At 68.9% G+C, this 26,397-nt stretch carries 27 protein-coding genes; 10 read left to right on the top strand and 17 right to left on the bottom strand.

The window, feature by feature from the left end; all coding sequences use genetic code 11:
• Window positions 1–41 precede the first annotated feature (41 nt).
• The 3 genes from IFR14_RS03475 to IFR14_RS03465 form a co-directional block, all read right to left on the bottom strand.
• On the bottom strand, window positions 42–938 hold the full coding sequence (locus IFR14_RS03475) for an oxidoreductase (protein ID WP_307783545.1): 897 nt from the start codon (window positions 936–938) through the stop codon (window positions 42–44).
• The gene (locus tag IFR14_RS03470) at window positions 935–2,131 is read right to left on the bottom strand and encodes a M20/M25/M40 family metallo-hydrolase (protein ID WP_191940240.1); all 1,197 of its coding nucleotides are present in this window, start codon (window positions 2,129–2,131) and stop codon (window positions 935–937) included. The genes IFR14_RS03475 and IFR14_RS03470 overlap by 4 nt, the downstream gene beginning before the upstream one ends.
• Window positions 2,132–2,251: 120 nt before the next feature.
• Window positions 2,252–2,398: a hypothetical protein gene (locus IFR14_RS03465; RefSeq protein WP_157579891.1), complete on the bottom strand. Its 147-nt coding sequence runs from the start codon at window positions 2,396–2,398 to the stop codon at window positions 2,252–2,254.
• Window positions 2,399–2,498: 100 nt separating this feature from the next.
• On the opposite strand from IFR14_RS03465, the gene IFR14_RS03460 reads away from it, so the two are divergent.
• Window positions 2,499–2,726, top strand: coding sequence for an RNA-binding S4 domain-containing protein (locus IFR14_RS03460; protein ID WP_124768382.1), 228 nt, complete (start codon window positions 2,499–2,501; stop codon window positions 2,724–2,726).
• 11 nt (window positions 2,727–2,737) lie between these two features.
• On the top strand, window positions 2,738–3,595 hold the full coding sequence (locus IFR14_RS03455) for an NmrA family NAD(P)-binding protein (RefSeq protein WP_191940239.1): 858 nt from the start codon (window positions 2,738–2,740) through the stop codon (window positions 3,593–3,595).
• A gap of 46 nt (window positions 3,596–3,641) precedes the next feature.
• On the opposite strand, the gene IFR14_RS03450 is transcribed toward IFR14_RS03455, so the two are convergent.
• Window positions 3,642–3,830: a hypothetical protein gene (locus IFR14_RS03450; RefSeq protein ID WP_191940238.1), complete on the bottom strand. Its 189-nt coding sequence runs from the start codon at window positions 3,828–3,830 to the stop codon at window positions 3,642–3,644.
• A gap of 193 nt (window positions 3,831–4,023) precedes the next feature.
• Between IFR14_RS03450 and IFR14_RS03445 the strand changes: the two genes are divergently transcribed.
• The 5 genes from IFR14_RS03445 (at window position 4,024) to IFR14_RS03425 (ending at window position 10,181) form a co-directional block, all read left to right on the top strand.
• On the top strand, window positions 4,024–4,206 hold the full coding sequence (locus tag IFR14_RS03445; protein ID WP_191940237.1) for a hypothetical protein: 183 nt from the start codon (window positions 4,024–4,026) through the stop codon (window positions 4,204–4,206).
• A complete protein-coding gene (locus IFR14_RS21120; protein ID WP_191940236.1) occupies window positions 4,203–7,184 on the top strand; it encodes an AAA family ATPase in 2,982 nt (993 codons plus the stop codon). The genes IFR14_RS03445 and IFR14_RS21120 overlap by 4 nt, the downstream gene beginning before the upstream one ends.
• A gap of 245 nt (window positions 7,185–7,429) precedes the next feature.
• A complete protein-coding gene (locus IFR14_RS03435; RefSeq protein ID WP_191940235.1) occupies window positions 7,430–8,809 on the top strand; it encodes a TrkH family potassium uptake protein in 1,380 nt (459 codons plus the stop codon).
• Window positions 8,802–9,488, top strand: a complete 687-nt coding sequence (locus tag IFR14_RS03430; RefSeq protein WP_229939781.1) for a potassium channel family protein — start codon at window positions 8,802–8,804, stop codon at window positions 9,486–9,488. The genes IFR14_RS03435 and IFR14_RS03430 overlap by 8 nt, the downstream gene beginning before the upstream one ends.
• Window positions 9,489–9,638: 150 nt before the next feature.
• Window positions 9,639–10,181, top strand: a complete 543-nt coding sequence (locus IFR14_RS03425; protein ID WP_191940233.1) for a GNAT family N-acetyltransferase — start codon at window positions 9,639–9,641, stop codon at window positions 10,179–10,181.
• A gap of 79 nt (window positions 10,182–10,260) precedes the next feature.
• Here IFR14_RS03425 and IFR14_RS03420 read toward each other — a convergent pair whose 3' ends face one another.
• The 7 genes from IFR14_RS03420 to IFR14_RS03390 all read right to left on the bottom strand — a co-directional run bounded on the left by IFR14_RS03420 (window position 10,261) and on the right by IFR14_RS03390 (window position 13,991).
• Complete coding sequence (locus IFR14_RS03420; RefSeq protein WP_191940232.1) at window positions 10,261–10,860, bottom strand: hypothetical protein; 600 nt, start codon at window positions 10,858–10,860, stop codon at window positions 10,261–10,263.
• A 35-nt stretch (window positions 10,861–10,895) separates the two neighbouring features.
• The gene (locus IFR14_RS03415) at window positions 10,896–11,090 is read right to left on the bottom strand and encodes a hypothetical protein (RefSeq protein ID WP_191940231.1); all 195 of its coding nucleotides are present in this window, start codon (window positions 11,088–11,090) and stop codon (window positions 10,896–10,898) included.
• A 66-nt stretch (window positions 11,091–11,156) separates the two neighbouring features.
• A complete protein-coding gene (locus IFR14_RS03410) occupies window positions 11,157–11,498 on the bottom strand; it encodes a hypothetical protein (protein WP_228501453.1) in 342 nt (113 codons plus the stop codon).
• Entirely contained in the window at window positions 11,498–11,800 is a 303-nt protein-coding gene (locus IFR14_RS03405) for a hypothetical protein (protein WP_191940230.1), read from the bottom strand. The genes IFR14_RS03410 and IFR14_RS03405 overlap by 1 nt, the downstream gene beginning before the upstream one ends.
• Window positions 11,801–11,913: 113 nt before the next feature.
• On the bottom strand, window positions 11,914–12,633 hold the full coding sequence (locus IFR14_RS03400) for a tyrosine-protein phosphatase (protein WP_191940229.1): 720 nt from the start codon (window positions 12,631–12,633) through the stop codon (window positions 11,914–11,916).
• Between the two features lie 45 nt (window positions 12,634–12,678).
• Entirely contained in the window at window positions 12,679–12,834 is a 156-nt protein-coding gene (locus IFR14_RS03395; protein WP_191940228.1) for a hypothetical protein, read from the bottom strand.
• 47 nt (window positions 12,835–12,881) lie between these two features.
• The gene (locus IFR14_RS03390) at window positions 12,882–13,991 is read right to left on the bottom strand and encodes an acyl-CoA desaturase (protein WP_191941226.1); all 1,110 of its coding nucleotides are present in this window, start codon (window positions 13,989–13,991) and stop codon (window positions 12,882–12,884) included.
• A gap of 286 nt (window positions 13,992–14,277) precedes the next feature.
• On the opposite strand from IFR14_RS03390, the gene IFR14_RS03385 reads away from it, so the two are divergent.
• Together IFR14_RS03385 and IFR14_RS03380 are read left to right on the top strand one after the other, a co-directional pair.
• Complete coding sequence (locus tag IFR14_RS03385; RefSeq protein WP_191940227.1) at window positions 14,278–15,030, top strand: GAF and ANTAR domain-containing protein; 753 nt, start codon at window positions 14,278–14,280, stop codon at window positions 15,028–15,030.
• Between the two features lie 116 nt (window positions 15,031–15,146).
• A complete protein-coding gene (locus IFR14_RS03380; protein WP_079704718.1) occupies window positions 15,147–15,725 on the top strand; it encodes a TerD family protein in 579 nt (192 codons plus the stop codon).
• A gap of 30 nt (window positions 15,726–15,755) precedes the next feature.
• On the opposite strand, the gene IFR14_RS03375 is transcribed toward IFR14_RS03380, so the two are convergent.
• Entirely contained in the window at window positions 15,756–17,261 is a 1,506-nt protein-coding gene (locus tag IFR14_RS03375; protein WP_124768370.1) for a SulP family inorganic anion transporter, read from the bottom strand.
• Between the two features lie 212 nt (window positions 17,262–17,473).
• On the opposite strand from IFR14_RS03375, the gene IFR14_RS03370 reads away from it, so the two are divergent.
• Complete coding sequence (locus IFR14_RS03370) at window positions 17,474–17,827, top strand: MerR family transcriptional regulator (RefSeq protein WP_191941225.1); 354 nt, start codon at window positions 17,474–17,476, stop codon at window positions 17,825–17,827.
• A 67-nt stretch (window positions 17,828–17,894) separates the two neighbouring features.
• On the opposite strand, the gene IFR14_RS03365 is transcribed toward IFR14_RS03370, so the two are convergent.
• The 5 genes from IFR14_RS03365 to IFR14_RS03345 all read right to left on the bottom strand — a co-directional run bounded on the left by IFR14_RS03365 (window position 17,895) and on the right by IFR14_RS03345 (window position 26,389).
• Window positions 17,895–21,227, bottom strand: coding sequence for a family 43 glycosylhydrolase (locus tag IFR14_RS03365; RefSeq protein ID WP_342365635.1), 3,333 nt, complete (start codon window positions 21,225–21,227; stop codon window positions 17,895–17,897).
• 358 nt (window positions 21,228–21,585) lie between these two features.
• Window positions 21,586–22,629 (bottom strand): ABC transporter permease, encoded by a 1,044-nt coding sequence (locus IFR14_RS03360; RefSeq protein WP_079704715.1) that lies wholly within the window; start codon window positions 22,627–22,629, stop codon window positions 21,586–21,588.
• Complete coding sequence (locus IFR14_RS03355; RefSeq protein ID WP_124768368.1) at window positions 22,626–23,750, bottom strand: ABC transporter permease; 1,125 nt, start codon at window positions 23,748–23,750, stop codon at window positions 22,626–22,628. Before IFR14_RS03355 ends, IFR14_RS03360 begins: the two co-directional genes overlap by 4 nt.
• Window positions 23,747–25,273 carry a sugar ABC transporter ATP-binding protein gene (locus tag IFR14_RS03350; protein WP_079704714.1) on the bottom strand — a complete coding sequence of 509 codons (1,527 nt, stop codon included), beginning with the start codon at window positions 25,271–25,273 and terminating at the stop codon, window positions 23,747–23,749. Before IFR14_RS03350 ends, IFR14_RS03355 begins: the two co-directional genes overlap by 4 nt.
• A gap of 117 nt (window positions 25,274–25,390) precedes the next feature.
• The gene (locus IFR14_RS03345) at window positions 25,391–26,389 is read right to left on the bottom strand and encodes an ABC transporter substrate-binding protein (protein WP_086472835.1); all 999 of its coding nucleotides are present in this window, start codon (window positions 26,387–26,389) and stop codon (window positions 25,391–25,393) included.
• Window positions 26,390–26,397: the final 8 nt, after the last annotated feature.

The following is a 26,397-nucleotide window of genomic DNA, read 5'->3' as shown; positions in this document are numbered from 1 at the left end:
TCGACCTTATCGAAGCGCTCGATCCCACCACCGCTGGCGGTTCAGCCGGGTCCATCGCTCGCCGCGGCGAGCAACGGCACGATAACGTCGCTGATCGGCGTGGGGATGCCGTGCACGCTCCCCCGCCGCTGGATCACCGCGTTGCGGACGTCCCATTCGAGCGGTCGCCCCTGTTCGCGGTCGGCCAGGATCGACGTCCCACGGTCGAGCGGAGCTGCTCGGAACTGGTCGAGGAGCCGCCGAGGTTCGTCGTCGGTCAACCGCGCACCCTCCGCGCGTGCGACGGCCGCGCATTCCTCGAGGTAGCCGAGCATCAAGCGGCCGATGTCGTCGCGGCGGTACATGCCGGATCGGCGTCCGGTCAACGCCATGAGTCCGGCGGCGGCGTTCTGCAGGAGCTTGCGCCAGGCGAGGGTCGTGAAATCGGTCGAGACCTCGACGGTGCAGCGGGAGCCGCGCAGCGCGTCCTCGACGACGATTGCGCCGGGTGCCTCCGGCAGGGACAGGCGCGGCGGGCTCAGCAGGGTGACCGGGCCGCCGGGCTCGCGGGTGGCCGGGAACCACACGACCGCGGGGACGACCGTTCCCGCTCGGACGAGTGGCTCCACCATCTCGCGCTGCTCGACGCCGTTCTGCAGGACGCACACGACCGTGTCCGGGCCGCACAACGCGGCGAGCCAGTCGGCAGCGGCAGCCGTCTGGGTCGCCTTGACCGCCAGGAAGACGAGGTCCACCGGCCCCTGGGCCTCGCCCGGATCGGTGTGGACCGGCCCGGGGACCGTCACCGTCTCATCGCCGACCTGGAGCTGGAGTTCGGACCGTTCCGACCGTCCCGCGATGAACGGGGTCCGTCCCTGTTCGTGGAGCGCTGCCGCGACCACGGTGCCGATCGCGCCCGGCCCGATCACTGCGACGCGGTCGGGTCCCCCGGGCGTCACGCCTCGCTCGATCCGTGCAGGGCGACGCGGGTCGCGGCGATGACCGCTTCCGGGAACCGCCGGAGCTGGTCGATGTCCACCCATTCCTCGACGGCGTGCAGTCCGCCACCCGCTGGGCCGCACACGACGGTCGGGATCCCCGCCGCCTGCCACAGCGCCGACTCCATCCAGTAGGGAGCGCCGACCGCCGCCGGCACGGTCTCGCCCTCCGCGGAGAGCTCTGCTGCGAGGAGGGCGGCGAACCGTGCAGCCGGCCCCTGCTCGTCGGCCTCCCAGGCCTCGCGCTGATGGGTCAGCCGAGCGCTCGTGCGGAGACCAGGCGCCCGCGCGGTGACCGCGTCGAGGATCGCCTGGACCTCGACCAGGGCATCCTCCGCGCGTTCACCCGGCAGGGTGCGTCGCTCGATGACGAGGGTCGCGTCGGCGGCGATCGTGAACGGGGCGCTCCCTGCCCGGACCACCGTCGTAGTGAACGAACCGTGGTCGAGCAACGGGTGCGCCGGTCGCCGATGGAGCTCGTCGTCGGCCCGCTCCACCTCCTGCAGCAGCGCGCCGAGGGCGCGGATCGCATCGACGGCCAGACCGGGCTGTGACGAGTGCGCGGCCGTCCCCTGCAGCGTCACCTCGACGACTGCGTACCCCCGGTGCGCCGACACCCGATCCAACCAGGTGGGCTCGGCGATGAGGCACACGTCCGCCGTCACACCACGATCGGCGAGGTGTCGGAGGACGGCAGCGGCCCCCACGCTCGCGTCCTCCTCGTCGGCGACGCCCGTGAAGACGACCGTGCCGGGGTGGTCCGCCGCGGCGAGTCGCTCCGCGGCGACGATCAACCCCGCCAGGCCGGACTTCATGTCGCTGGCGCCGCGCCCGAAGAGCTTGCCGTCCGCGATCCGCGGGTTGAAGGGGTCGACCATGCCCTCGACGCCCACGGTGTCGAGATGGCCGTTGAACACGAGCGTCCGACCAGGCTGCGATCCCGCGTGCACGGCCACGACGCTGACGCGCTGCGCATCCTCCGGCGCGGGAACGAGGTCGACCACGAAGCCGGCGCCCTCGAGTCGCTGCGCGATCACCGCCGCGATCCGTCCTTCACCGGGAGCCCCTGGGACAAGGGTCGGACTGACGGAGTCGATCGAGATGAGCAGGCGGGCGAGCTCGAGCGCGTCGTCGCCGGGGCTGAGGTCGGACATGCCACGACGATAGCGGGACGGCTCGTCACGGAGACGCCTGAAGACCAGAACAGGCGCCCGTCTCCGTGAGGGGACAGACGCCTGAGCGCATCACCGACCACGATGGGCCGCTGATCAGGACTAGCGGTTCTTGACCCGCGTGACTGCGTCGGTGTTCTCCGAACGCGCGTTGCCGGCCTTCTTGTCGGCCTTCGCGGTGCGCTTCTCCTTCAGCGTCTTCGCGGGTGCGGTCTTGCCGCCTTCTTTCCGTGCGGACTTCTCGCCCATGGTGTTGCTCCTTTGCGAGCCACGATGGCCCGGTACCGCTGAGAGTACAACCACATGCTGTCCCCGAGTCCAGCGAACCCATCCTTGTTAGCATTCGGGGATGACGAACCCGGCACACATCACCGACGTCCCGATCGGCGGCGACTCGATCCGACTCGGGCAGTTCCTGAAGTTCGCCGGTCTGCTCGACTCCGGCGGCGACGTGAAAGCGGCCATCGCGGACGGCGTGGTGAGCGTCAACGGCGAAGTCGACCTCCGACGTGGTCGCCAGCTCCAGATCGACGACGTCGTCTCGATCGAGGGACGCGCCGTCCGCGTCCGCCCCTGAGAGGAACCCCCGTGAACCCGAGCACACCCCGACCCATCGCCGTCACCGGATCGACCGGTGTGCTCGGCGGCCTGGTGGCGCACGATCTCGCCGCTCGCGGGATCCCGCAGCGTCTGCTGGTGCGCACCCCGGCGAAGGCGCCGCAGCACCCGCAGAGCACCGTGCACCCGTTCAGCTATACGAACCAGGACGCTGCCCGCGCAGCGCTCGAGGGCGTCGACACCCTGTTCATGGTGTCTGGCTCCGAGAGCGCCGACCGGGTCGACCAGCACCGGTCGTTCATCGATGCGGCCTCCGCCGCCGGCGTGCAGCACCTGGTGTACACCTCGTTCGCTGCGGCGGCACCGGATGCCGTGTTCACGCTTGCGCGCGACCATCACGCCACCGAGGAGCACATCCGTGCGTCGGGCATGCGGTGGACGTTCCTCCGCGACGGCTTCTACCTCGACTTCATGGAAGCCCTCGTGGGTGAGGACGGCGTCATCCGCGGGCCGGCCGGGGACGGTCGCGCCTCCTTCGTCGCCCGCGCCGACATCGCACGGACCGCCGCGGCGATCCTCGTCGACCCGGCGTCCCACGCCGGTCGCACCTACGACCTCACCGGACCGGAGGCGCTCACGATGGCCGAGGTGGCCGCGACGATCAGCCGGGTACGCGACCGCGAGGTCACCTTCCACGACGAGACGATCGAGGAGGCGTACGCGTCCCGCGCCTCCTACGGCGCACCCGACTGGGAGGTCGACGCCTGGGTGAGCACCTATACAGCCATCGCCAGCGGTGTGATGGCCGAGGTGAGCTCGTCGATCGAGGACGTCACCGGTGTCCCACCGATGGACCTGGAGACCTACCTGCGGGCGAACACGAACTGAGGACTCCCCCGTCCGACGATCGACCGGGCACGACCACCCCGCTGGATCACAGGCCGTAGAACCCCAGTTCCCAGTCGACCGCTTCCGTGGGGCTGAGGTCGACGTGCGTCGACTCGGACACGTCGTTGGTCGTGAAGTAGATCGACGTCCCAGGGCTCACGAAGACGCTCGCGAAGTCCTCGCCGACAACGTCCAGGTCGACGAATCCGCCCCCGGACAGCGCGGTGCGCTCCATCGTGATGTCCTCAATGAGGTCATGGTGCGCGAACGGCAACCGCACGCCATCGAGCGGTGCGAACCCGTCTTACGGCTCCACAGCGACGCGCTTCCGACGGAACTAGGGCAGATGCCCGAGGTAGGCATCGGGCCTCAGCGAGGAACGTGAGTGGTCGAGCACGGACACCAGCACCGTGCGCAGCGGAGGAACCATGTTGATCACGAGCGCCAGTCACAGCCCGTTCACATCCGTCGAAACGAGACGGTTCATCGAGCAGGAACTCCAGCGGGATCTCGAGCGGGAGCGTCGCCGCCGGGAACGACGACTCGAGGAGCAGGGGCGACTCACGGAGGCCGCGGCCGATGGTGACGAGGGTGGGACCATGGAGTGGTGAGCCTGCCCACCACCAGCCCGACGATGATCGGGCGCGCCTCCGACCTCAGCGCGCTGCAGGCCGTGTTCGACGCCGTCGCCGCCGGCGAGTCACGCAGTGTGGTCCTGAGCGGCGAGGCCGGTATCGGCAAGACGCGCCTGCTCACCGAGTTCACGCGGTCGGTCCGGTCGTCGGCGCTCGTCATCACGGGCCAGTGCGTGGACCTCGGTGACGTCGCCGCACCCTACGCACCGGTCCTCGGCCTCATGAAGGACCTCGTCGCGCAGCGCGGACGCGACGCGGCGCTGGAGGCTGCGGGCCCGGGCAAGGCCTCCCTCGCGACGCTGCTGCCGACACTCGGTCCCGACGCGGGGGATCAGCGGGAGGGCGGCGTCGGGCGGCTCCACGAGACCGTCGCCGTGCTGTTCGAGGCGCTCTCCCGCGACCGGCCGGTCGTGGTCGTCGTCGAGGACGTCCACTGGGCCGACGGCGCGACGCTCAGCCTGCTCGCGTTCCTCGTCCGTGCCCTCACCTGCGATCGCGTGATGATCTTGCTCACGTTCCGGAGCGAGGACGTCTCCCGCGGACACCCGTTGCGCGGGTTCCTCGCCGAGCTCGACCGCACGAGGCGCGTCGAGCGGCACAGTCTCGAACGGTTGAGCCGCAGCGACGTGCTCCGCCAGGCGATCGCCATCCGTGGCACGTCGCTCGACACGGTCTCGATCGACAGCGTGTACGCGCGGAGCGAGGGCGTCCCGTTCTTCGTCGAGGAGTTGCTCGGTCTCGACCAGGACCGCGACGGCGAGGGCGACGAGCTCCCGGACACGCTCCGCGAACTGCTGCTCGCGCGCTACGAGCGCCTCGCGCCCGCGACCCAACAGCTGCTGCGCGTGATCTCGGCCGGTGGCGTCTGCGTCGAGCACGCCCTCCTGGAGCGGGTGTTCACGGGCGGCCCCGACGCTCTCGACATCGGCGTGCGGGAGGCGATCGGATCGAACGTCCTCGTCGCGGACGCGACCACGTACGAGTTCCGACACGCACTGGTCCGGGAGGCGATCCACGACGATCTGCTGCCCGGCGAACGGAGCCGGTTCCACGCGGGGTTCGCCGAGGCGCTGGAGGCAGGCGTCGGTGGTGAGCCGGTCGCTGCGGCGGTGTCGCACCACTGGATGCTCGCCCGCGACTTCGGACGGGCCTTCCCCGCGACCGTGCGCGCCATGGAGCAGGCTCACGCTGCATACGCGTACAGCACGGAGTCGCAGCTCGGCGAGCGTCTCCTGGAGATCTGGGACCAGGTCCCCGATGCCGCGGCACTCGTCGGCCGCTCGCGTTCGGAACTCATGCGACGGACGGCGAGCGCCTTGCGGAACGCCGGCTGGACGGACCGGGCGATCGCCATGGTCGACGAGGTGCTCGCGACGCCCGAGGACCGCGACGACCTCGACCAGGCCAAGCTCCTCCGCGACAAGGCCTTCTACCTCGCCAACCTCGGGCGACCAGGCTCGGTGGACCTCCTCGAACAAGCGCTCGACCGGGTCCCGCCGGGCACCCCCGGCGATCTGCGTGGTGTGCTGCTGACGAGTCTCGGCGCGCGGCACATGATCATCGGGCGGCTGGAGCGGGCGATCGAGTACGCCGACGAGGCCGCTCGGGAGGCCGTCCGCACCGGTTCCGCGCGGAACGCCTCGGTCGCCGCGAACATCGGTGGGATCGCGCGCATCCACCACGGTGACCTGGAGAGCGGCAGCAGGATGCTCGCGACCGCTGAGACGCTGGCGGACGGCGACGGCAGCGCCCTGCTCCGGTACCGGGTGAACGCGTCCGACATGGCGAACCTGCTCGGCTCGTACGAGGAGGCGCTCGCGTCGGCATTGGAAGGCGTCGCACGGGCGAAGGAGCTGGGTGTCGAGCGCAGCTCGGGCCTCATCCTGTCGTCGAACGCGGTCGACCCGCTGGTGGCGCTCGGACGCTGGGACGAAGCGGAGGAGCGTGTGCATCGGGCCCTGGCGCTGCAGCCGCCGCTCGCGTTCTCGGTGTACCTCCGCCAGTCGCTGATCCTGCTCACCCTCTGGCGAGGCGACACCGAGAGCGCGGCGACCATGTACCGCCGGTGGCGGAAGGGAATGCTCTCCCTGTCCGGCCTGGAGGTGCAGACGAGGTTCGGCGTCGCCCGTGTTGTGATGCAGGTCGGTTTGGCGGCCGGCGACCTCGCCGGGGCCTGGTCGCCGGCGGGGGTCGGCGTGTTCGATGCAACGGACCACCGCCCGATGCCGGCGTACGACCTGCCGGCGCTGGCGGACGCGGCCCGCGTCCTGGCTCGGGTCCGTGTCGCGCTGGCCACCGGCACGCTCGACGTGGCGTCCGGCCCCTTTGCCGGCGTCGACGACGATCAGCTCGGGCAACTGGAGGAACGCTGGCGGGCGCTGCTCGCCGAGGAGCGGTTCTGGCCGACCGCGCCGCTGTGGAGCGCGCTGGTCGACGCCGAACTCGGCGGGCCGGACGGCACCGGTGACGACGTCGGTGTGTGGGAGGCGGCTCGCGCGATGGCCGAGCGTCCGTTCGCACCGGCCGCGCTCGCGCCCTACACGGCGCTCCGGCTGGCTGAGGCGCGCGTGGCCGCCGGTGATCGCCCCGGCGCACAGGACACGCTCGTCGTCGCGGTCGCCGAGGCGACGACGCTCGGTGCCGGCCTCGTGCTCGACGGTGCGCGGGTGTTGGCGGAGCGAGCGTCGCTGAACCTCGACGGCCGCCCCCGAGCGCGCGGCACGAGCGGCTCCATCGAGTTGACCGCCCGGGAGCGCCAGGTGCTGCAGCTCATCGCGGAAGGCCTGAGCAACCGACAGATCGGCGAGCGCCTGTTCATCAGCGCGAAGACCGCGAGCGTCCACGTCTCGGCCATCCTGCGGAAGCTCGGAGTGGCGACCCGGACCGAGGCCGCGATGGTCGCCGGAGCGAGCGGATTGCTCGCGGCGAGCGCCAGACACGCCGACCGACCCTGACGTCTGCCTGGCGGTGAAGTGGGTCCCGGCCGGAATCGAGGGGAAGCCGGCCGGGAACCCTGACAGGGCGAAAGGGTCCTGTCGGGCATCAGCGTAATCACGGAGCCGGGCGTCGTGTGGCCCGTTGCGCTCTGTGGATATGCGCGCGCCCCAAACATCTGTACTGATGACCGCATCGTCATCCGGAGCACGCGCGACATCGGTCCGCATCACCGACGAGCCGCACTGGCCGCTATGGTTCTCGGGTGGCGAGAGACGGATCGAGGTCGGCCGGCGGCAGAGCCCGCCGCCGTGGGCAACTCGCCGCCGCGCGTCCCGTCCAGGTCATCTCGATCGCGTTCGGGGCTGCGACCCTCGTCGGCACCCTGCTCCTGATGCTTCCCATCTCGAAGACCGGCCCGGGCGGCGCGAACCTCATCGAGGCGCTGTTCACCGCGACGAGCGCCATCTGCGTCACCGGCCACATCATCGTCGACACCCCGGTGTTCTGGACGCCGTTCGGGCATGCCGTCATCCTCGCGCTCATCCAGATCGGCGGCATCGGGGTGATGTCGTTCGCGACACTTCTCGGTCTACTCGTCGCCCGGCGGCTCGGTCTGCGGACGCGGCTCACCGCGGTCAGTGAGACCCACACGTTGGCGATCGGCGACGTGCGCCGGGTCCTGCGCGGCGTCATCCTCATCGCGCTCGGCGTCGAGGCCCTCTGCGCGATCATCCTCGCCCTGCGCTGGATGATCGGCTACAACTGGGCACCGGGCGATGCGATCTGGTACGGGGTGTTCCACGCGGTGTCGGCCTTCAACAACGCCGGCTTCGCCCTGTTCAGCGACAGCATCATGGGGTACGCGACCGACCCGTGGATCTCGCTGACCATCTGCGGGGCGGTCATCCTGGGCGGGCTCGGATTCGGCGTGATCCTGGAACTCCGACGGCGGTTCCGAACGCCCTCGCGGTGGACGCTGAACACGATGACCGTCGTCGTCGGCACCGTGATCCTGCTCGTCCTCGGTTGCGGGTTCATCACCGCGTTGGAGTGGTCGAACCCGGCGACGCTCGGTGCGCTCGCTCCGGCCGACCGGCTGCTGGCGGGGTTCACCGCCGGCGTCCTCCCCCGCACCGCCGGGTTCAACAACCTCGACGTCAGTCAGATGCACCCGGTCACGTGGCTCGTCACCGACATCCTCATGTTCATCGGCGGTGGCCCGGCGAGCACCGCCGGCGGACTCAAGATCACCACCTTCGCGGTGCTGTTCTTCATCATCGTGACCGAGCTGCGCGGCGGTGCGGCGGTGAACATGTTCGGCAAGCGTCTCCCACGGTCGACGCACCGGGAGGCCATCACCGTCGCGCTCCTGTCCGTCGGCCTCGTCGTCGGCGCAACGGCCGCGATCATGCTGATGACCGACTACAGCCTCGACCGCGTCCTGTTCGAGGTCATCTCCGCCTACGCGACGGTCGGACTCTCCACCGGCATCACCGCCTCTCTCCCGGTCGCCGCGCAGCTGATCCTGGTGGTCCTCATGTTCGTCGGCCGCATCGGCCCCATCGCCCTCGGTTCCGCGCTCGCGCTTCGGACCGAGACCCGTCTGTATGAACTCCCGAAGGAGCGTCCGATCATTGGCTAGACCGTTCAGCAACAAGCGTCAGCGCGGCGTCGAGTCCGTCGTCGTCATCGGCCTCGGACGGTTCGGGCGCGCCCTCGCCACCGAGCTCGTCGAATCGGGCACCGAGGTCCTCGGGATCGACACCGACGAGGACATCGTCCAGTCGCTGAACGGCGTCCTCACCCACGTGGTGCGTGCCGACACCACCCGTGACGGCGTGTTCGACCAGCTCGGCATCGACGAGTTCGACCGGGTCGTGATCGCCATCGGCACCGACCTGCAGGCGAGCATCCTGACCGCGTCGCTCCTGAAGCGCCGCGGCACCACGAGCATCTGGGCGAAGGCCGTCAGCGAGCAGCACGGCCTGATCCTCGAGCAGATCGGGGTCGAGCACGTCGTCTACCCGGAGTCCGACATGGGGCGTCGCGTGGCGCACCTCGTCCGCGGCGGCGGGATGCTCGACTTCCTGGCCGTCGAGAAGGATTTCGTCATGGCCAAGACGACCGCACCGGCCGAGGTCGTCGGGCAGACCTTGACCGCAGCGCGCATCCGCGACCGGTTCAGCGTGACCGTCGTCGCCGTCCGGCACGACGACCGGTGGACCTATGCGACCGGCGACACGATCCTCACCGCCGGCCAGCGCCTCCTGGTCCTCGGACCGACGGACAAGACGGAGCGGTTCGCAGCGCTACCGCGGTAGACCCCGTAGCCGTCGGCGACGAAGGCTCGCACGTGCGGCGTCACCTTCGTCAGATCGATGAGCGCCGGTTCCTCAGCGCGAAGAGGGCGAGCGTCCACGTCTCGGCCATCCTGCGCAAGCTCGCCGTGGCGTCCTTGCGATACTGGGCGGATGTCACAGCTGAGCCTGCAACCCATCGAGCGCCCTCGGGACGACGACGCGTTCGTCGAGTTCTTGAGCACTCACGAGTTCCCCTTCCACGTGCGGCCGCGACCGACAGCTGAGGATGTACGCGCACGCCTGGTGGCCGGCGTCCTCGACGGGCCCGGCGCCTTCGGATGCTGGGTGCTCGCAGACGGCGAGGTGGTGGGAGTCGTCACCTTCGAGGACCTGGAGGACGACGCACCGTTGATCGACCTGCGGCTCGCCGAAAACGCACGAGGGCGCGGGATCGGAACAGCGGTGCTGCCGGTCATCGTCAACGAGGTGTTCGGGCGGTTCCCGTCGGTCCGCAAGCTCGAAGGGCAGACCCGCGAGGACAACGTCGCCATGCGTCGTGCCTTCCGTCGGGCCGGCTGGGTGAAGGAGGCCCACTACCGCGAGGGCTGGCCCGTCGACGGCGGACGTCCGCTCGCCTCGGTCGCCTACGCGATCCTCCGCAGCGACGTGCAGTCGGGCACGACGACGCCGGTCCCCTGGGACGACGAGCCGTGAGGCGGGCCGGCGCGCGTGTCTCGGCGCGGACCGGGAACCGCCCTTGTGAGGACCGTCCGATCACTCTCGTCCGGTCCGGTCACCCCTGCTCGGGAGGAGACCACCAGGACGAGCCGTCTTCGACGGGCGCGGGCCCAGCCACGGCGGCCAGCGCACGCAAGTACTGATCACCCGTGCGGACGAGGGTGATGGTCCGGAGTCGATAGCCCAACGGGCCGGCGTGCCACGTCGCATCAGATCGAACCTCGAGCAGATACAACCAGCGACGTCTCAGTTCGGCGGGCACACCGACCCACAGGAGGTCGGGTTTGTTCCGGCGTTCGAGCGCGCAGAGGACTCCCTCCGCGAGGAACGACCGCAACATGCCGCGGGTCGAGTCCAGATCGGGCGTCGGCCGACCGGGCGGAGGGTTCACGGGCCACTCGGGTCGAGTTTCGGAGAAGCGGCGTTGGAACGATCGATCGAACCGGACTCTGGCGATCTCGCGGACGCGGATGACCGTGTAGCCGTCGAAGAACCCTCCTGTGGCTATCGGTGCGACGAGCACCCACTTGTGACCGATGGCGACGACGAACCCATCGAGGGTCTCGTCCGGGGCGGACACCCGGTTCAGCTTCACGATCGTGGAGCTCTGCTGGGCGAGACCGAGCCGCTTGAGGATCTTTGAGCGCGTCTGCATGGCTCATTCTCCCGCGAGAAGCCGGGCATCGCCCGTCACGGCAGCAACAGCAGACGCAATTCCCTCCGGGCCGCCTCGTCGACGCCGACTGTTTCGAAGACCCCGTCCGCATCGGCGACGAACGCCCGCACGTGCGGGGTCACCTCGTCGAGGAAGGCGTCGACCTGCTCCGACGTCCACGACGCCTGGCGGTCGTGGGTCGGGCCGCTGTGGGGTGCCGTCCCCGCCACTGTGGAGCCGTCTCCAAAGAGGCGATGGCGAACCGGCAGCTCCTCACCCGCGCCGCAGTTCGGCCTTCACCGGCCGAGATTGACGATGGCCCGCTGATAGGCGTCGAGGTTCGCACGCCGCCCGACGGCGACAGCCTCGACTGCGACGGCGTGGATCTCATCCGGCGTGTAGCGGTAGACGAGTCGGTACCTCGGCTTTCCGGATCCGTCCGGGTCGAAGTAGAGCTTGCGACAATCACCCAGGTCCCCGGTGCCGACCCGCGAGTCGAGCTTCACGCCCGCGATCTTCCCGTCCCGGACGAGGACGAGCATGTCCAGCGCCATCTTCTTCGTGGCGAGGTCCGGGAGCGCGTCGATGTCTTGCTGAAAGCCCGGGAGAAGAGCAGTCAGCTTGAGGGACGCCGCCATCAGCGGTAGACGTCAGGATCGAGGCCGAGACCGAGAGCGACATCAGCCAGGGACCCCGACCCACCAACGGCAGCGCGCTCGCGCACCAAGTGTGCGATCTCGATGTCTTCGATCACAGGCAGCAACTCCGTGTAGAGCTCGAACGGGATGACGACGCCCTCGGCACGACGGTGACCGCCGAACACCATGGGCTGCGCCATCACACCCTCGGAGCGGAACCTGCGCAACGCGTTCGGCAACTCGGTACGCGCTTCAGACGTGGGCAGCACCGGCTGGATGGGCATCGCGGAAGAGATCGACATGGCGCAAGTGTACCAACTTCTCGTCCCGAAACTCGTACGACTTTGAGGACACCTGTGGGCTAGCGATTGCTCGCAGCACGCTGGACGGCTCCGAACGTGCCGGCCGCGCACAGTCAAGGCAGCAGGAGCTGACGCAGCCTCTGTCGGGATGCTTCGTCAACTCCCAGGGTGTCGAAGACACCGTCCGCATCGGCGACGAAGGCTCGCACGTGGGGCGCCACCTCGTCGAGGAAGACGTCGACCTGCTCCGAGGTCCAGGAGGCCTGGCGGTCGTGGGTCGGGCCGCCGTGGGGCGCCGTCCCGGCCATGGCACGGACCGATGCCGCGTAGTCGTCGACGATGGCGTCATCGGGGACGCCGGCGTTTGCGAGGAGCAGCGCGCTGATCATGCCGGTGCGGTCTCGGCCGGCTGCGCAGTGCACCAGGACCCCGGGGTCGGATGAGGCGACCGCCTTCAGCGCACCGCGGACGAGCTCCGGCAGGATGCGCACGTTGTGCTGCCAGTACTCCGGGGAGTCGAGGATCGGAAGACACACCTCGCGGAACTCCGGATGGGTCTGATCCTCGGTCGGCGCGAGCGTCATCACCAGCTCGGCTGGTGGCCGGACACCCGGGTCGGTTTCGCGCGCTCCGGTCTCATCGGCGCTGCGGAGGTCGACCACGGACCGCAGCCCCCATCGCATCGCGGCGTCCCACCCTGCAGCGGTGAGGAGCTCGCGTCGGGGACCCCGCGCGATCCGCCCGAACGCTGTCAGGCCGGTGGACGACAGCGGTGTCGGCAGGCCGCCGAGATCCCTGAGGTTGCGCAGGCCGTCCCAGTCCAGATTCCGCATCTGGCAGAGCGTACCCGAACCGACCGGGCGGCTTCCGACTGCGAGTTAGCGATTGCTGGCTGCGCGCCGGATGGCACCGAAGACGATCGTGCCGATGATGAGGACGATGCCGATGATCCCGAGCCACAGCAGGCCCTTCAGCGCGAAGCCGACGATGGAGAGGATCGCCCAGATGACGAGGAGCACGATGATGATCTGCATGACTTGGGTTCCTGATTCCGTGGGGTGATGGGAGTGGTGATGGTGGCTCAGTGGATGCGGAGCTCGGCGACGAGCGGACACGCGAACGGGTCTCGGGCCCCGAGACCGACGCGGTTGAGGTAGCGGACGACGATCCCGTAGGAGCGTAGCAAGGTGGTCTCCGTGTAGGGGACGTCGAGTGCGGCGCAGTGGTCGCGGACGAGCCGTCGAGCCTCTTTGAGCGCGGGGCGCGGCATCGAGGGGAACAGGTGGTGCTCGACCTGGTAGTTCAGGCCGCCCATGAGGAACGACACCCACCATCCGCCGGCCACGTTCCGCGACGTCAGGACCTGCCGGGAGAAGAAGTCGACGTTCGCGTCATTGGCGATCGTCGGCATCCCCTTGTGGTTCGGGGCGAAGGAGGCACCCATCATGACGCCGAACACCGCGAGCTGCACACCGAGGAACGCGCACGCCATACCGAACGGCAGGAACCAGAACACGACCGTGAGGATGATCCCGAAGCGTGCGACGAGCATCACGCCCTCGATCACCCGGTCGCGCACGCCGGCCCGCGTCCCGACCCCGCTCACGACGGAGCGGATCGCGAGCCAGTGCAGGTTGAGGCCTTCGAGGGTGAGGAGGGGGAAGAACAACCAACCCTGGTGACGGTAGAAGATCCTCGCCGCCCGGTTCCGCACGGCGTCGACGTCCTCCGGCAGGAAGCGGATCGTGTCGGGTTCGATGTCGGGGTCCTTGCCCACCGTGTTCGGGTTGCCGTGGTGACGGGTGTGCTTGTTCATCCACCACGAGTAGCTCAGTCCGACCAGGAAGGTTCCGAGGAAGCGGCCCGCCCAGTCGTTCCACGCACGGGACTCGAACACCTGCCGATGCGCGGCCTCGTGGGACAGGAAGGCGAACTGTGTGAACAGCACGCCCAGCGCCGCCGCGACCAACAACTGCAGCCAGGAGTCACCGAGGAACGCGAAGGCGACCCAGCAGCCGGCGGTGGCCAGCACCAGGACGGCGAACAGCGTCCAGTAGAAGCCGTAGCGCCGTCGGAGCAGACCGGCCGACTTCACCTCGGCGAGGATCGCGGAGTAGCTCGAGGTGCCGCCAGCCCGCGTTCTCCCGCTGGGTCCGGTCTTCCGGAACCCGCTGCTGCGTTCGACCGTCATCGGACGCGCTGCGCCGGTGGGACGGGCGGTCTCGTCGACCACGAAGGTCGCCGACGGCGCGCGAGAAGAAGGCCGACGGGGTGCGTGCTCATGAGGCTCCTGGGCATCATCAGAAAGGACGGACAATCCGGCAACCGGGGTCTGGGGCAGCGCTCGTTCAGCGTAGAACGGTCTCGCGACCCGGTGCAAATCCGCACGAGCGGGTCTCGACCACCGGCGGTCATGGACGACCTCCGGCCTCGGTTACGGTTGATCCGTTGATCAACAGATGAGGACGAACACGCCCATGGACGACACGCGCGAAGCACGGCTCATCGAGACATTCGTGACCCTCACCGACAGCCTCGTCGCCGACTACGACGTCGTCGACGTGCTGCAGACGCTGGTCGACCGGGCGGTCGAATTGTTCGACGCCGCCGCCGGGGCCATCCACCTGGCAGACCGCGACGACGTCCTGCAGGTCGTCGCGTCCACGAGCGAGCGGAGCGAGTTCATCGGTCTCCTCCAACTCAACGCCGGCGAGGGGCCGTGCATCGCAGCGGTGACGACCGGCCGACTGGTCACCGCGGAGAGCGCCGAGGAGCTCCAGGAACACTGGCCGAGGTTCGCGGAGGCCTCGAAGGAACGCGGATACGCGGGCGTCCACGCGATCCCCATGCGGCTCCGCGACACGACCGTCGGGTCACTGAACCTGTTCCGCGAGACCGAGGGCGCCCTCAACGGCGCCGACGCCCGCGCCGCCCAGGCGCTGGCCGATGTCGCGACGATCAGCCTCCTCCAGCAACGCACGATCGAGAACGCGACGCTCGCCGCCGAGCAACTCCAGCGCGCACTCGACAGCCGGATCGCCATCGAACAGGCGAAGGGGTATCTGGCCCGTGCGGCGGGAGTCGACATGGACACGGCCTTCGGGATGATCCGGCAGTACGCACGCACCCGCCAGCGGCGGCTCGGTGACGTCGCCGCTGCGGTCGCCCGTGAGGAAGTGCCGCTCGACGAGGTCACGGCGGCCGGCTCCCCCGGAGCGGACGGCGCCTGACCGCCGCTCCGGCCGTGGGGTGGCTGGTCGATCCTCCACAACCCACTCCAAACTCAGCCGGAACAAGGCAGGATGGAGGTTCGAACATCACCGAGCACTCTCGAAGGAACACACCCATGGCAGGCCTCAGCCTCTCCAAAGGCAGCAACCTCTCGCTCACGAAGACCAGCCCCGGTCTGACGATCGCCACCGTCGGTCTCGGGTGGGACCCGCGCACGACCGTCGGCGTCGCGTTCGACCTCGACGCCTCCGCGATCCTCGTCGCCGAGAACGGCAAGATCCGCTCCTCCGCCGACTTCATCTTCTACAACCAGATGTCGACCCCCGACGGCTCCGTCGTCCACCTGGGCGACAACCGCACCGGCGAGGGTGACGGCGACGACGAACAGATCACGATCGACCTCCGCACGGTGGAGCCCGACGTCGCCCGCATCGTCATCGCGGTCTCCATCCACGACGCCGACAACCGCCGCCAGAACTTCGGCCAGGTCCGCGACGCCTTCTGCCGGGTCCTCGACCAGGACCAGCAGGAGATCGTCCGCTACGACCTCACCGAGGACGCTTCGCAGGAGACGGCGATGCTCTTCGCGGAGATCTACCGCCACAACGGCGAGTGGAAGTTCCGCGCCGTCGGCCAGGGGTACACCACCGGTCTCGCCGGCATCGCGGGCGACTTCGGCGTCCCGCTCGACTGAGCCGGACACAGGCGCCCGAACGGCCGGCGGTCAGTGACCGCCGGTCAGCTTGCCGGCCAGCCGGCTGTGGATCCGCGTACTCGCGTCGTTCATCCCCTCGATGACGACCCGCTTCCCGCGACGCTCGTACTTCGTGGTGATCGCGTCGAGGGCGGCGACGGTCGACGCGTCCCAGACGTGCGACTGCGAGAGGTCGATGACGATCCGCTCCGGGTCGTCGGCGTAGGCGAACTGGGTCGTCAGGTCGTTACTGGACGCGAAGAACAGCTCTCCGGTGACGGTGTACCGGGCGGTGGGCGTCGCGACCGACAGATCGACCGTGCGTTCGACGGTGGCGAGGTGGGCGACCCGCCTCGCGAACACGACCATCGCGGCGATCACACCGACCACGACGCCGATCGCGAGATTGTGCGTCAGGACCACCACGACGACCGTGGCCACCATGACGACGGTCTCGCCGAGGGGCATGGCGCGCAGGGTCCTCGGGTTGATGCTGTGCCAGTCGAAGGTCGCGACGGACACCATGATCATCACCGCGACGAGGGCGGCCATGGGGATCACCGCGACCACGTCGCCCAGCGCGACGACCAGGACCAGCAGGAACACCCCGGCGAGGAAGGTCGAGATCCGCGTCCGCGCGCCAGAGGCCTTCACGTTGATCATGGTCTGGCCGATCATCGCGCAGCCACCCATGCCGCCGAAGAACCCGGAAAGCACGTTCGCGATCCCCTGGCCCAGCGACTCACGGGTCTTGCCCGACGGGGTGTCGGTGACGTCGTCGACGAGTTTGGCCGTCATGAGCGACTCGAGGAGCCCGACCAACGCCATCGCGGCCGCATACGGGGCGATGATCGTGAACGTCTCCAGGGTGAACGGCACGTTGGGGATGAACAGGGTCGGGAGGCTGCGCGGCAGTTCGCCCTGGTCGCCGACCGTCGGCACGTTCAGTCCGGTGACCACGGTCGCCGCGGTGATGAGCACGATCGCGACGAGCGGGGCCGGCACGACACTCGTGAGGCGGGGCATGACGACCATGACCACGATGCCGACCGCGACGAGCGGGTACACGAGCCACGGCACGCCGATGAGGTTCGGGAGCTGGGCGGTGAAGATCAGGATCGCCAGGGAGTTGACGAACCCGACCATGACGCTGCGTGGGATGAAGCGCATGAGCTTCGCGACGCCGAGGAGGCCGAGGACCACCTGGAAGACACCGCCGAGGATGACCGTGGCGATGAAGTAGTCGAGGCCGTGTTCGCGGGCGACCGGGGCGATGACCAGGGCGATCGCCCCCGTGGCCGCCGTGATCATCGCCGGGCGGCCGCCGAGGAAGGCGATCGCCACGGCCATGACGAACGAGGAGAACAGCCCCACCTGCGGGTCGACGCCCGCGATGATCGAGAAGGAGATCGCCTCCGGGATGAGCGCCATGGCGACGACGAGGCCCGCCAGCACCTCCCTGGTGAGGATGCGGGGGCTGCGGAGGGCGGAGAGGACGGTGGCGTCCGGTGCGGCGGGTTTGAGGCCAGTGGCCATGAGTGCTCCTGTCGGAGTCGGGGTCCTCAGCGCGAGGACCGGATGGGAATGTCTGGGTCCGGCGCTGCGGTGCGCACGCCACCGACCGCGCGGGGACGTCACGCGCGGGAGAATGGTGGGGAGATGCGGCCCGATCGGCCGCCATCCATAACTCTACCCTAACGTAAGGGTTGATTTGAAGTGAGGCGACCGTGACGAGCGAACCGACCACCATGCACATCGGCGAACTCGCCGAGCGCACCGGACTCTCGCTCCGCACGCTGCGGCACTACGACGACGTCGGTCTAGTCTCGGCCTCCGCGCGCACCGAGGGCGGATTCCGCTTGTACACGCAGGACGACTACGACCGCCTCATCCTCATCCGGCGCATGAAACCGCTCGGCTTCTCGCTTGAGGAGATGGCCGAGCTCCTCCGGGTGATCGACGCCATGGACACGGCACCCGACGACGACACCCGCGCGATCCTCGACGGCTTCGTCACCGACGCGGCCGAGCGCCGCGCCAAGCTACAACAGCAGCTCGCGATGGCGGACGAGTTCGTGTCACTCCTCGAAGCCCGCCGCTGATCAGCAACGATCCCGCCCGAGGTGACGATGGTCACCCCGGACGGGATCGATGCCGTGTCGGCGCGGGCTAGGCGGCGACGCGTCGGCGACGGACGACCAGCCACGCGCCGGCTGCGAGGAACAGCCCGGCCAGACCCAGGAATCCGACGACCGAGACACCGGTGGTCGACAGCGCACCAGGACCGGAGCCCGCAGCGCCGGGAGCCGCGGCATCCGCAGCCAGGACGGTCAGCGCCGCCTCGGCCGTGATGCCGGAGTCCGCACCCAGCGCCTGCAAGGTGTGTGCACCCGGCACCACCGTAGCGGGCACGGTGAGCGTCGCAACGAACGCACCCGAAGCGTCCGCGACGACGGTCCCGAGGTCGGTCGGGGTGGAGAACAGCGTGAACCGAACCTGCTCCCCCGCGGCGAAGCCGGACCCGGACACCGAGATCGACTCACCCACCCGCACCGACGGCTGGTCGATCGTCAGCGTGCCCTCGGCACCGGGCACCGCGATCCGCTGCGGGCCGACGCTCTCGAGGGTCGGGACGACCGGGTTCATGAGGCCCGTCTCCGGGTCGAACGTCAGCCGGTCGATCGTCGTCTCGCGGTGCTGGCCGTCACCACCCGGGATGGCGAACCGGTGGTAGACGATGTACCAGTCGTCGGTGCCCGGCACGTTGAGGATCGAGCTGTGACCGGTGGCGAGGATGCCGAGTTCGGGCTGCTTCTGCAGGATCACACCGCGGTACGTCCACGGGCCGTCCACACTCGTCGCCGTCGCGTACCCGACCCGGTAGTTCTCCGAACCGGTGTCGTCGATCGAGTACGTCAGGTGGTAGATCCCGTCCCGGTAGTTGACGAAGGCCCCCTCTCGGAAGTCGGTCAGGCCGTCGATGCGCTTGAGCGTGTCGGCCTTGATCGACAGCATGTCGTCCGACAGCTCGGCGTACACCGGCGAGCCGTTGCCCCAGAACAGGTAGCTCTTCCCCGTCACCGGGTCGGTGAACGTGGCCGGGTCGATCGCCTGTCCCGAGGTCACCGCTTCGTCGTTGAGGATCATCGCGTTCGGCTGGGCTGTGAACGGACCGGCCGGGCTGTCCGCGACGGCGACACCGATGGTCTTCCGGTCGACCGAGGGGTTGTGGCCGCTGAAGTAGAAGAAGAACTTCCCGTCCTTCTCCCCGATCGTCGGCGCCCAGGCGTTGCCGGTCGCCCACGGCACGTTCCCGTTCGCGCCGTCGAGCGTGAGGATCGGCTCCGCCGAGCGCTCCCAGTCGACGAGGTCCTTCGACGACCAGACGAAGAACTCCTTGCCACCCCAACCGGCGAAGCCGTCGGTGGTCGCATAGATGTAATAGGTGTCGCCCCAGACGAAGACGTTCGGGTCGGCGTAGAGACCGGGGATGACCGGGCTCTTCATCTCGACCGCCCGCATCGTCCACGTCACGGCCTCACCGGAGGTCGGCGTCAACGTCACGGACACCGGGCTGCTGAGGTCGACGGCGGTCCCCGAGGCGGGGCTCGCCGTGACACCGGCCGCGGTCGTGAACGTCGGGCTCAAGGCGGTGCGGTCCGTTCCCGGTCGCACCGGGAAGACGACCTCGTGGTGGTCGTCGTCGACGATCGGGGCGGTCTTCAGCACGTCCTCCTCGAGGCCGATGTCGGTCAGCGCAGCGGTGTTCCCGGAGCCGGCGAGCACCTCGTCCGCCGAGAGCGCGCGGCTGTAGATCGCGAACTCTCGGAACGCACCCTTCAAGCGGTTGTCGGCGTCGTAGTTCGAACGGCCCAGGTAGTTGGCGCTCGTCCACCCGCCGCCGATGTCGCCCGGATCGGACGTCACGGTCCCGGTGCCGACGGCGATGCCGTCGAGGTAGATCGTGGCCGTGGTGCCCTGCAACGTGTACGTCAGTTTCGCCCAGCGACCGCGCGTCAGGTCCTTGCCCTGCGACACCGTCTGCTCTGTGCTCCAGTTGCCGGTCGCGAGGCTCGTCCGATACGCGTTGCCGGTGCTGAACAGGTAGCCGTCGCCGGCGCCACCGGTGGTGTTGCCGAGCCCGTAGATGAAGTACGGGTTGGCCTGTGTCGGGTCGATCCAGACCTCCGCCTCCACCGTGACGTCCTTCACGCCGGCGAGCAGGTCGTCCGGCAGCTTGACGTAGTCGTCGCCGCCGTCCAGCTGCAGCGCACCGTCGGAGAAGCTCGCGCCGCCTTCGACCGTCGCGTCGAGGCCGTTGCCGGACACGTCGTTGAGCGTCGAGCCCGCGGAGCCGGCGAAGTCGTACCGGACGATCTCGCCGTCCTCGTTCGCGGGCACCGGCTCGGGTGCTCCGCCGAGGCTGTCCTCGAGCAGCTGCAGCTCTGCGGCCGTGACCGGGAGCACGGTACCGTGGCGCGGGCTCGCGGGCAGGTCGTAGTCCTTCGCGACCTGCCAGTCCGGGTTCGCGATGTCCTCGGTCTCGAGCGGGATGTAGCCGCGTCCGCCGTACTCGTCGACGAAGAGGTAGAACTTGTCACCGTTGACGTCGCCAGGATTGGCGGCGAACGCCGTCGGCCCCTCGACCGCACTGGTGCCGGCATCGCGACCGATGCAAGTGTCGAGCACCGTCCAGGACTCGAGCGTGGCCCGCAGGTCCGTCGAGGACTCCTGGATGATGTCGGCGCACCCGGTGCCACCGGCGCCCTCGTCCTTGGTGAAGCGGTAGTAGGTGTCGCTCGACTTGATCACCGTCGAGTCGATCCGCGAGACACCCTGGTCCTGCCAGACCTGCGGCTCGCTGAACGTCGTGAAGTCGCGGGTGGTCGCGTACATCATGCGGTGGTAGCTGTTCCCGGTGTGGTCCGGGTCGTCGGCGCCGTAGAGCGACGAAGCCCAGAAGACCACGTACGCGCCGATGGTGTCGTCGTAGTACGCCTCAGGCGCCCAGGTGTTGCCGGCGTTCTCCGGTGCGACCTCGATGTGCCGCTGGTCGGACCAGGTCACGAGGTCGTGTGACTCCCACACCTCGAGGTAGTGGCTGCCCTTCCGGACCGAGTCACCCCAGGACGTGCCACTGCCGATCGAGAGGTCGGTGGCGATGAGGTAGAAGGTGTCGCCCTCGGGAGAGCGGATGAGGAACGGGTCGCGCAGCCCCTTCGTCCCCTCGTCCGAGGTGAGGACCGGGCGTCCGGCGTTGAGTTCGTTCCAGTCGAGCGCGTTGTTGCCCTCACTGGCGGCGAAGTAGATGTTCTCGCCGGCGAGCGAGTTGCCGGTGAAGTAGGCGAACGCATAGCCCTCGTAGTCGGGGGCCGCGATCGCGGCGCGGACGGTCGCCGTGAACTCGCGCGTCGCGGTCGCCTCGCCCTGGCTCAGCGTGGCGGTCAGGGTGACGGTGGTGTCCGTGGCGGGCCGCGTCACGACACCGTCGGTGGTGATCACGGTGGTGTCCGACGACGCCCAGGCGATGTCGATCCCCTCGGGGGCTCCCGGCAGGGTCAGTCAGATTGCCGCGCACGTCGTCGACGTTCGCGATCGAGAGCGCCGCCGCGGCGGCGTCCAGATCCTCCTGCGCCGTGGGGGCGGCTCGGAAGCCGGACTGGGAGGTCGCTGCCGGGGCGGTCCCCGGCGACACCGCTGCGGCGGCGCCGGAGGCACCGACGAGCGGCAGGATCAGGGCCGCGATGGAGGTCGCGACGACCGTTTTGAGGCGCAGTTGTCTCATGGGGGTTGGTTCTCCTGGTTCGGCGTCGTTGTCGAGCGGGATGGAACGGGTGGTGCTGCGGGGGGGGTGCGGGCGTCAGGTCTTGCGTTTGCGCGAGACCACGAGTCGCTGGAGGAGGACGAAGACGAGCAGGATGCCGCCGGTGATGATGGTCGTCGCCTCCGGCGGGATGCTGCCGTCGCGGGTGATGAGCACGTTCATGAGGCCGAGGACGAGCGCGCCGACGACGGAGCCGAGGACGAAGCCGGCGCCTCCGGTCAGCAGCGTGCCGCCGATGATGACCGCGGCGATGGCGTCGAGCTCCCAGCCGACGCCCGTGATGTTCTGGGCGATGCCGAGCTTCGAGGTGTAGACGACGGCCGCGAGACCGGCCAGCGTGCCGCTGATCACGTAGACCATGAGTTTCGTGCGGACGACCGGCAGCCCCATGAGCAGCGCCGACTGCTCCGAGCCGCCGATCGCGTAGACGGTCCGGCCGAGGCGTGTCTTGTGGAGCACCACGAACGCCGCGGCGACGACGAGCAGAGCGATCAGGACGTTCGGGGTGGTGATGAGGTCGTTGATCTTCGGGCCGTCGATCACCTTCCACTCGGTGGACAGCGAACGGATCGGCGAGTCGTCGGCGAGACGCTCCGGGGTGGTGCTGAGCATCGACGCGAGACCGCGCCCGAGGAACATCATCGCGAGGGTGGCGATGAACGGTTGCACGTTGAAGTACTGCACGAGCACGCCCGAGAACACGCCGAACGCGGAGCCGATCAGGATCATGATCACCATGACCGCGATCGGGTTCCAGCCCGAGTTCGCGAGCATCACCCCGATCAGACTGCTGATGGCGATGATCGCACCGACGGAGAGGTCCACGCCGCCCGTGAGGATCACGAAGGTGAGCCCGACGGCGAGGATGATCAGGTAGGCGTTGTTGATGAGCAGGTTCGAGATCGTGCTGGCCTGGACGATCCGTCCGTAGGCGATCTCGCCGTAGACGACCATGCCGATGAAGATGACGACGGCCGCCAGGGTGGGCAGGGTCTCGAGGTTGGGCGTCAGCCGGGACAGCAGCGAGCGCCGCGGGAGCACCGGAGCGTCGGGCGCCGGTCGGTCGGTGAGGGTGCTCATGCTGACACCGTTTCCTTTCGCGTGGGGACCGACGCCGTGGGCGTCGTCCGGGACTTCCGCCGGGCGAACAGGGCTCTCACGCGCTGTGACTGGAGGAGGCAGATGATCACGATCACGACGGCCTTGAACGCCGGCGTCGCCGAGGAGGGGATGGAGAGGAACACGATCGTCTTGTCGAGGGTCGCGATGAGGAGCGCGCCGATCACGCTGCCGGTGAGGGAGAACTTGCCGCCGGCGAGCGAGGTGCCACCGATGACGACCGCGAGGATGGCGTCCATCTCCGCGTTCAACCCGGTCTTCGCCACCTCGACCGTCATGACGCTGGCGGTGCTGAAGATCCCGGCGACACCCGCGAGGACGGCGCTCACGATGTAGACGGCGATGAGGATGCCGATGGGGCGGATACCCGCCATCCGGGCGGCGCGCGGGTTGATACCGATGGACTCGATCATCAGGCCGAGCGCGGTGCGCCGGACGAGGAAGGCGACGATCGCGACGATGACACCGGCGATGATGAAGACGACGGGGAATCCGAACACGGTGCCGTTGGCGAGCCAGCGGAAGGGCTCGTTCGTGGCGGAGGTGTTCTGCCCCGAGGTGATGACCTTCGCGAGGCCGCGGCCGGCGAGCATCGTGATCAGCGTGGTGATGAACGGCTGTAGGCCGACGATCGAGACGAGCACTCCGTTGACGGTGCCGAGGAAGGCGCTCACGGCGAGCGCCAGCAGCGCTGCGACGATGGCCGAACCGGCGTCGCCGCCGCTCTGGTTGCTCATGAACTCCATCGACACGGCGCCGGAGACGGCCATGACGGAACCGACCGAGAGGTCGATGCCGCGGGTGGCGATCACGAGCGTCATCCCGACCGCGATCATCATGATCGGGGCGCTCGCACGCAGGATGTCGATGGGGTTGCCCGACAGGTTGCCGGTCGTGCCGTTGACGGAGACGCCGAGGTAGCCGGGGTCCTTGACGAGGTTGATGATGAGGAGGAGCAGCAACGTCACGATCGCCCAGATGTAGGGCTGGTGGACGATGGTGCTGACGACGCCGCGGGCTGAGCCCTGGCCGCCGCGTGCGGAGGAACCGGAACGGGCCGGCCCCTGACTGGTGGCGCTCACGTGGCGCTCCCTTCGGTGGCGATCAGGTCGACTATGGTGTCTGCGGTGACTTCGGGTCCGTTGACGATCTCGCCGATCTTACGGTGGTCCTTCAGCACGACGATCCGCTCGCTCAAACGCACGACCTCCTCGAGCTCGGAGGAGATGAACACGACGGACATCCCGTCCTCGGCGAGCGCGGCGATCGCCTCCTGGATCTCGGCCTTGGCGCCGACGTCGATGCCGCGGGTCGGCTCGTCGAGCACGATGAGCTGCGGCTTCGTCGCCAACCATCGGCCGAGGAGCACCTTCTGCTGGTTACCACCGGAGAGGTTCTTGATGGGTCGTTCCGGGTCGGAGGGGCGGACGTTGAGTTCGAGCAGGTACTTGTCGCAGAGCTCGTTCTGCTCGCGGCGGGAGAGCGGGCGCGCCCAGCCCCTGCGGGCCTGGACGGCGAGGATGAGGTTCTCCCGCACGGTCAGGTCGCCGATGATGCCTTCGTCGCGTCGGTTCTCCGTGGAGAAGGCGATCTGCTTCGACAGGCCGGCCATGGGCGTGTGGACCTCGGCGGTCGTGCCGTCGATCGTGACCGTGCCGGAGTCGGGACGGTCGGCACCGTAGATGAGCCGACCCAGCTCGGTGCGGCCCGACCCGAGGAGCCCCGCGAGACCGACGACCTCGCCGGCGTGGACCTCGATGTCGACGGGGTCGATCGAGCCCTTCCGCCCGAGGTCCTTGGCGCTGTAGAACGCCGGGGTGTCGGCTGTGGCGGTCCGGCCGCGGTTGGAACCCAGGGCGGCGAGCGCGCCGTAGTCCTTGCCGATCATCTTGGAGATGAGCTCGGTGCGGTTGAGGTCGGCGGTGCGGTACTCCCCGACGAACTCACCGTTGCGGAGCACCGTGAGTCGGTCGCTGATCGCGTAGACCTGGTCGAGGAAGTGGGAGACGAAGAGGATCGCGACGCCCTGGTCGCGCAGTCGGCGCATGACCTGGAAGAGGCCCTCCACCTCGTTGGCGTCGAGGCTGGAGGTCGGCTCGTCGAGGATGAGCACCTTCGACTTGGTGACCATGGCCCGGCTGATCGCGACGAGCTGTTGCAGCGCGAGCGAGATGCTCGAGAGCGGCTGCTTGGGGTCGATGTGCCCGAGGCCGAGCCCGACGAGCGCTTCGTGTGCAGCTTCGTGGGTGCGGCGCCAGTTGATGCCGAAGGGACCGCGGACCTCGTGGCCGAGCATCACGTTCTCGCCGACGGTGAGGTTGTCGCAGAGGTTCACTTCTTGATAGACGGTCGAGATGCCGGCGCTCTGCGCGTCCGCCGTTCCGGAGAAGGAACGGGGGCCTCCGGCGACCAGGATCGTACCGGAGTCGATCTTGTACACACCGGTGAGCGCCTTGATGAGCGTCGACTTGCCGGCGCCGTTCTCGCCCATGAGCGTGTGGACCTCGCCGGGGAAGAGACGGAAGTCCACGTCTTGCAGGGCTTTGACGCCTGGGAACTCGATGGAGATGTGCTGCATCTCGACGATCGGCTCGGTGATTGCCATGTCTGCCTGGTCGTTCTGCCGGTCGATCCGGCGTCGTCGCCGGGGAGTCTGGTCCCCGGGAAGCGGGTGGGCGGTCGCCCGGCAGCGAGGGAGTGGCTGCCGGGCGACCGGGTCGGATCAGTAGGCGCGTTCGGGCAGTGCTGCCGTCGCGGCGTCCGGGGAGTCGAACGTGACGCTCGGCACCACGATGTCCGATTCGACCTTGTCGCCGGCGAGTGCCTTCTTGACGATGTCGATCGCGGTCTCACCGAACAGCGGGTTGTACTCGGCGACGAAGCTCAGGCGTCCGGCGGCGAGTGCTTCGAGCGCCGCCTTGGTGCCGTCGATCGTGATGATCTTGACGTCGGTTCCGGGCTTCAGGCCGGCCTCCTCGACGGCGAGTGCAGCGCCGAGGCCCATCTCGTCGTTCTGTGCGAAGACGAGCTGGACGTCGTTGTTGTTCGCCTTGAGGATGGTCTCGAAGACGCTCTTCGCCTCTTCGGTGGACCAGTTGGCCGACTGCGACTCGAGCTTGGTGAAGTTCGGGTCGATGGTGTCGTCCCAGCCCTTGTTGCGGTCGTTGACGACGGAGAGGCCGGGAGGGCCCTCGAGGACGACGTACTTGGCGCCGTCGGGGAACTGACCGTTCGCCCACTCGGCGGCCGAGGCGCTGATGCCGACGTTGTCGGGGGCGATGCGGCTCGTGTAGAGCTCGGTGTCGTTCGGCTCGATGCCGCGGTCCAGCAGGACCACGGGGATCTCGGCCTCCTTCGCGCGCTCCAGGACGCTCTCCCAGCCGGTCGCCTCGGTGGCGGACAGCAGGATGGCGTCGACGCCCTCGTCGATGAACGAGGTGAAGGCGGTGATCTGCGAGTTCTGGTCGCCGTTCGTCGCCGGTGCGTACTTGAGGTCGAAGCCGTTCTCCTTCGAGAACGAGTCCTGGATGTTCTTCTCGTTCGCGGTGCGCCATCCGCCTTCGGGACCGACGGCCACGAAGCCGATGGTGGTGAGTTCGCCGTCGGAACCGGCGTCGCCGTCGGAGCTTCCGGAACCGCTCGAGCAGGCGGTCGCGCTGAACGCGAGAGCGCCGACCAGGGCGAGGCCCGCGAGTGCGCGGACACGTGTTGTCTTGAACATTGTTCTCC

Source organism: Plantibacter sp. CFBP 8775 (assembly GCF_014839505.1).
GTDB classification, from domain to species: Bacteria; Actinomycetota; Actinomycetes; order Actinomycetales; family Microbacteriaceae; genus Plantibacter; species Plantibacter auratus.
Note: the sequence above shows the minus strand (reverse complement) of the source record. Positions and strands in the feature narration are given on the sequence as shown.

Excerpts from the sequence above, each read along its gene's own strand:
- IFR14_RS03385 (WP_191940227.1), top strand. The coding sequence starts at position 14,278 with ATGGACGACACGCGCGAAGCACGGCTCATCGAGACATTCGTGACCCTC.
- IFR14_RS03395 (WP_191940228.1), bottom strand. The coding sequence starts at position 12,834 with ATGCAGATCATCATCGTGCTCCTCGTCATCTGGGCGATCCTCTCCATC.
- IFR14_RS03470 (WP_191940240.1), bottom strand. The coding sequence starts at position 2,131 with ATGTCCGACCTCAGCCCCGGCGACGACGCGCTCGAGCTCGCCCGCCTG.
- IFR14_RS03380 (WP_079704718.1), top strand. The coding sequence starts at position 15,147 with ATGGCAGGCCTCAGCCTCTCCAAAGGCAGCAACCTCTCGCTCACGAAG.
- IFR14_RS03405 (WP_191940230.1), bottom strand. The coding sequence starts at position 11,800 with ATGTCGATCTCTTCCGCGATGCCCATCCAGCCGGTGCTGCCCACGTCT.
- IFR14_RS03360 (WP_079704715.1), bottom strand. The coding sequence starts at position 22,629 with ATGAGCACCCTCACCGACCGACCGGCGCCCGACGCTCCGGTGCTCCCG.
- IFR14_RS03345 (WP_086472835.1), bottom strand. The coding sequence starts at position 26,389 with ATGTTCAAGACAACACGTGTCCGCGCACTCGCGGGCCTCGCCCTGGTC.
- IFR14_RS03460 (WP_124768382.1), top strand. The coding sequence starts at position 2,499 with ATGACGAACCCGGCACACATCACCGACGTCCCGATCGGCGGCGACTCG.
- IFR14_RS03445 (WP_191940237.1), top strand. The coding sequence starts at position 4,024 with ATGTTGATCACGAGCGCCAGTCACAGCCCGTTCACATCCGTCGAAACG.
- IFR14_RS03400 (WP_191940229.1), bottom strand. The coding sequence starts at position 12,633 with ATGCGGAATCTGGACTGGGACGGCCTGCGCAACCTCAGGGATCTCGGC.
- IFR14_RS03425 (WP_191940233.1), top strand. The coding sequence starts at position 9,639 with ATGTCACAGCTGAGCCTGCAACCCATCGAGCGCCCTCGGGACGACGAC.
- IFR14_RS03370 (WP_191941225.1), top strand. The coding sequence starts at position 17,474 with ATGCACATCGGCGAACTCGCCGAGCGCACCGGACTCTCGCTCCGCACG.
- IFR14_RS03390 (WP_191941226.1), bottom strand. The coding sequence starts at position 13,991 with ATGACGGTCGAACGCAGCAGCGGGTTCCGGAAGACCGGACCCAGCGGG.
- IFR14_RS03410 (WP_228501453.1), bottom strand. The coding sequence starts at position 11,498 with ATGGCGGCGTCCCTCAAGCTGACTGCTCTTCTCCCGGGCTTTCAGCAA.
- IFR14_RS03465 (WP_157579891.1), bottom strand. The coding sequence starts at position 2,398 with ATGGGCGAGAAGTCCGCACGGAAAGAAGGCGGCAAGACCGCACCCGCG.
- IFR14_RS03450 (WP_191940238.1), bottom strand. The coding sequence starts at position 3,830 with ATGGAGCGCACCGCGCTGTCCGGGGGCGGATTCGTCGACCTGGACGTT.
- IFR14_RS03420 (WP_191940232.1), bottom strand. The coding sequence starts at position 10,860 with ATGCAGACGCGCTCAAAGATCCTCAAGCGGCTCGGTCTCGCCCAGCAG.
- IFR14_RS03375 (WP_124768370.1), bottom strand. The coding sequence starts at position 17,261 with ATGGCCACTGGCCTCAAACCCGCCGCACCGGACGCCACCGTCCTCTCC.
- IFR14_RS03350 (WP_079704714.1), bottom strand. The coding sequence starts at position 25,273 with ATGGCAATCACCGAGCCGATCGTCGAGATGCAGCACATCTCCATCGAG.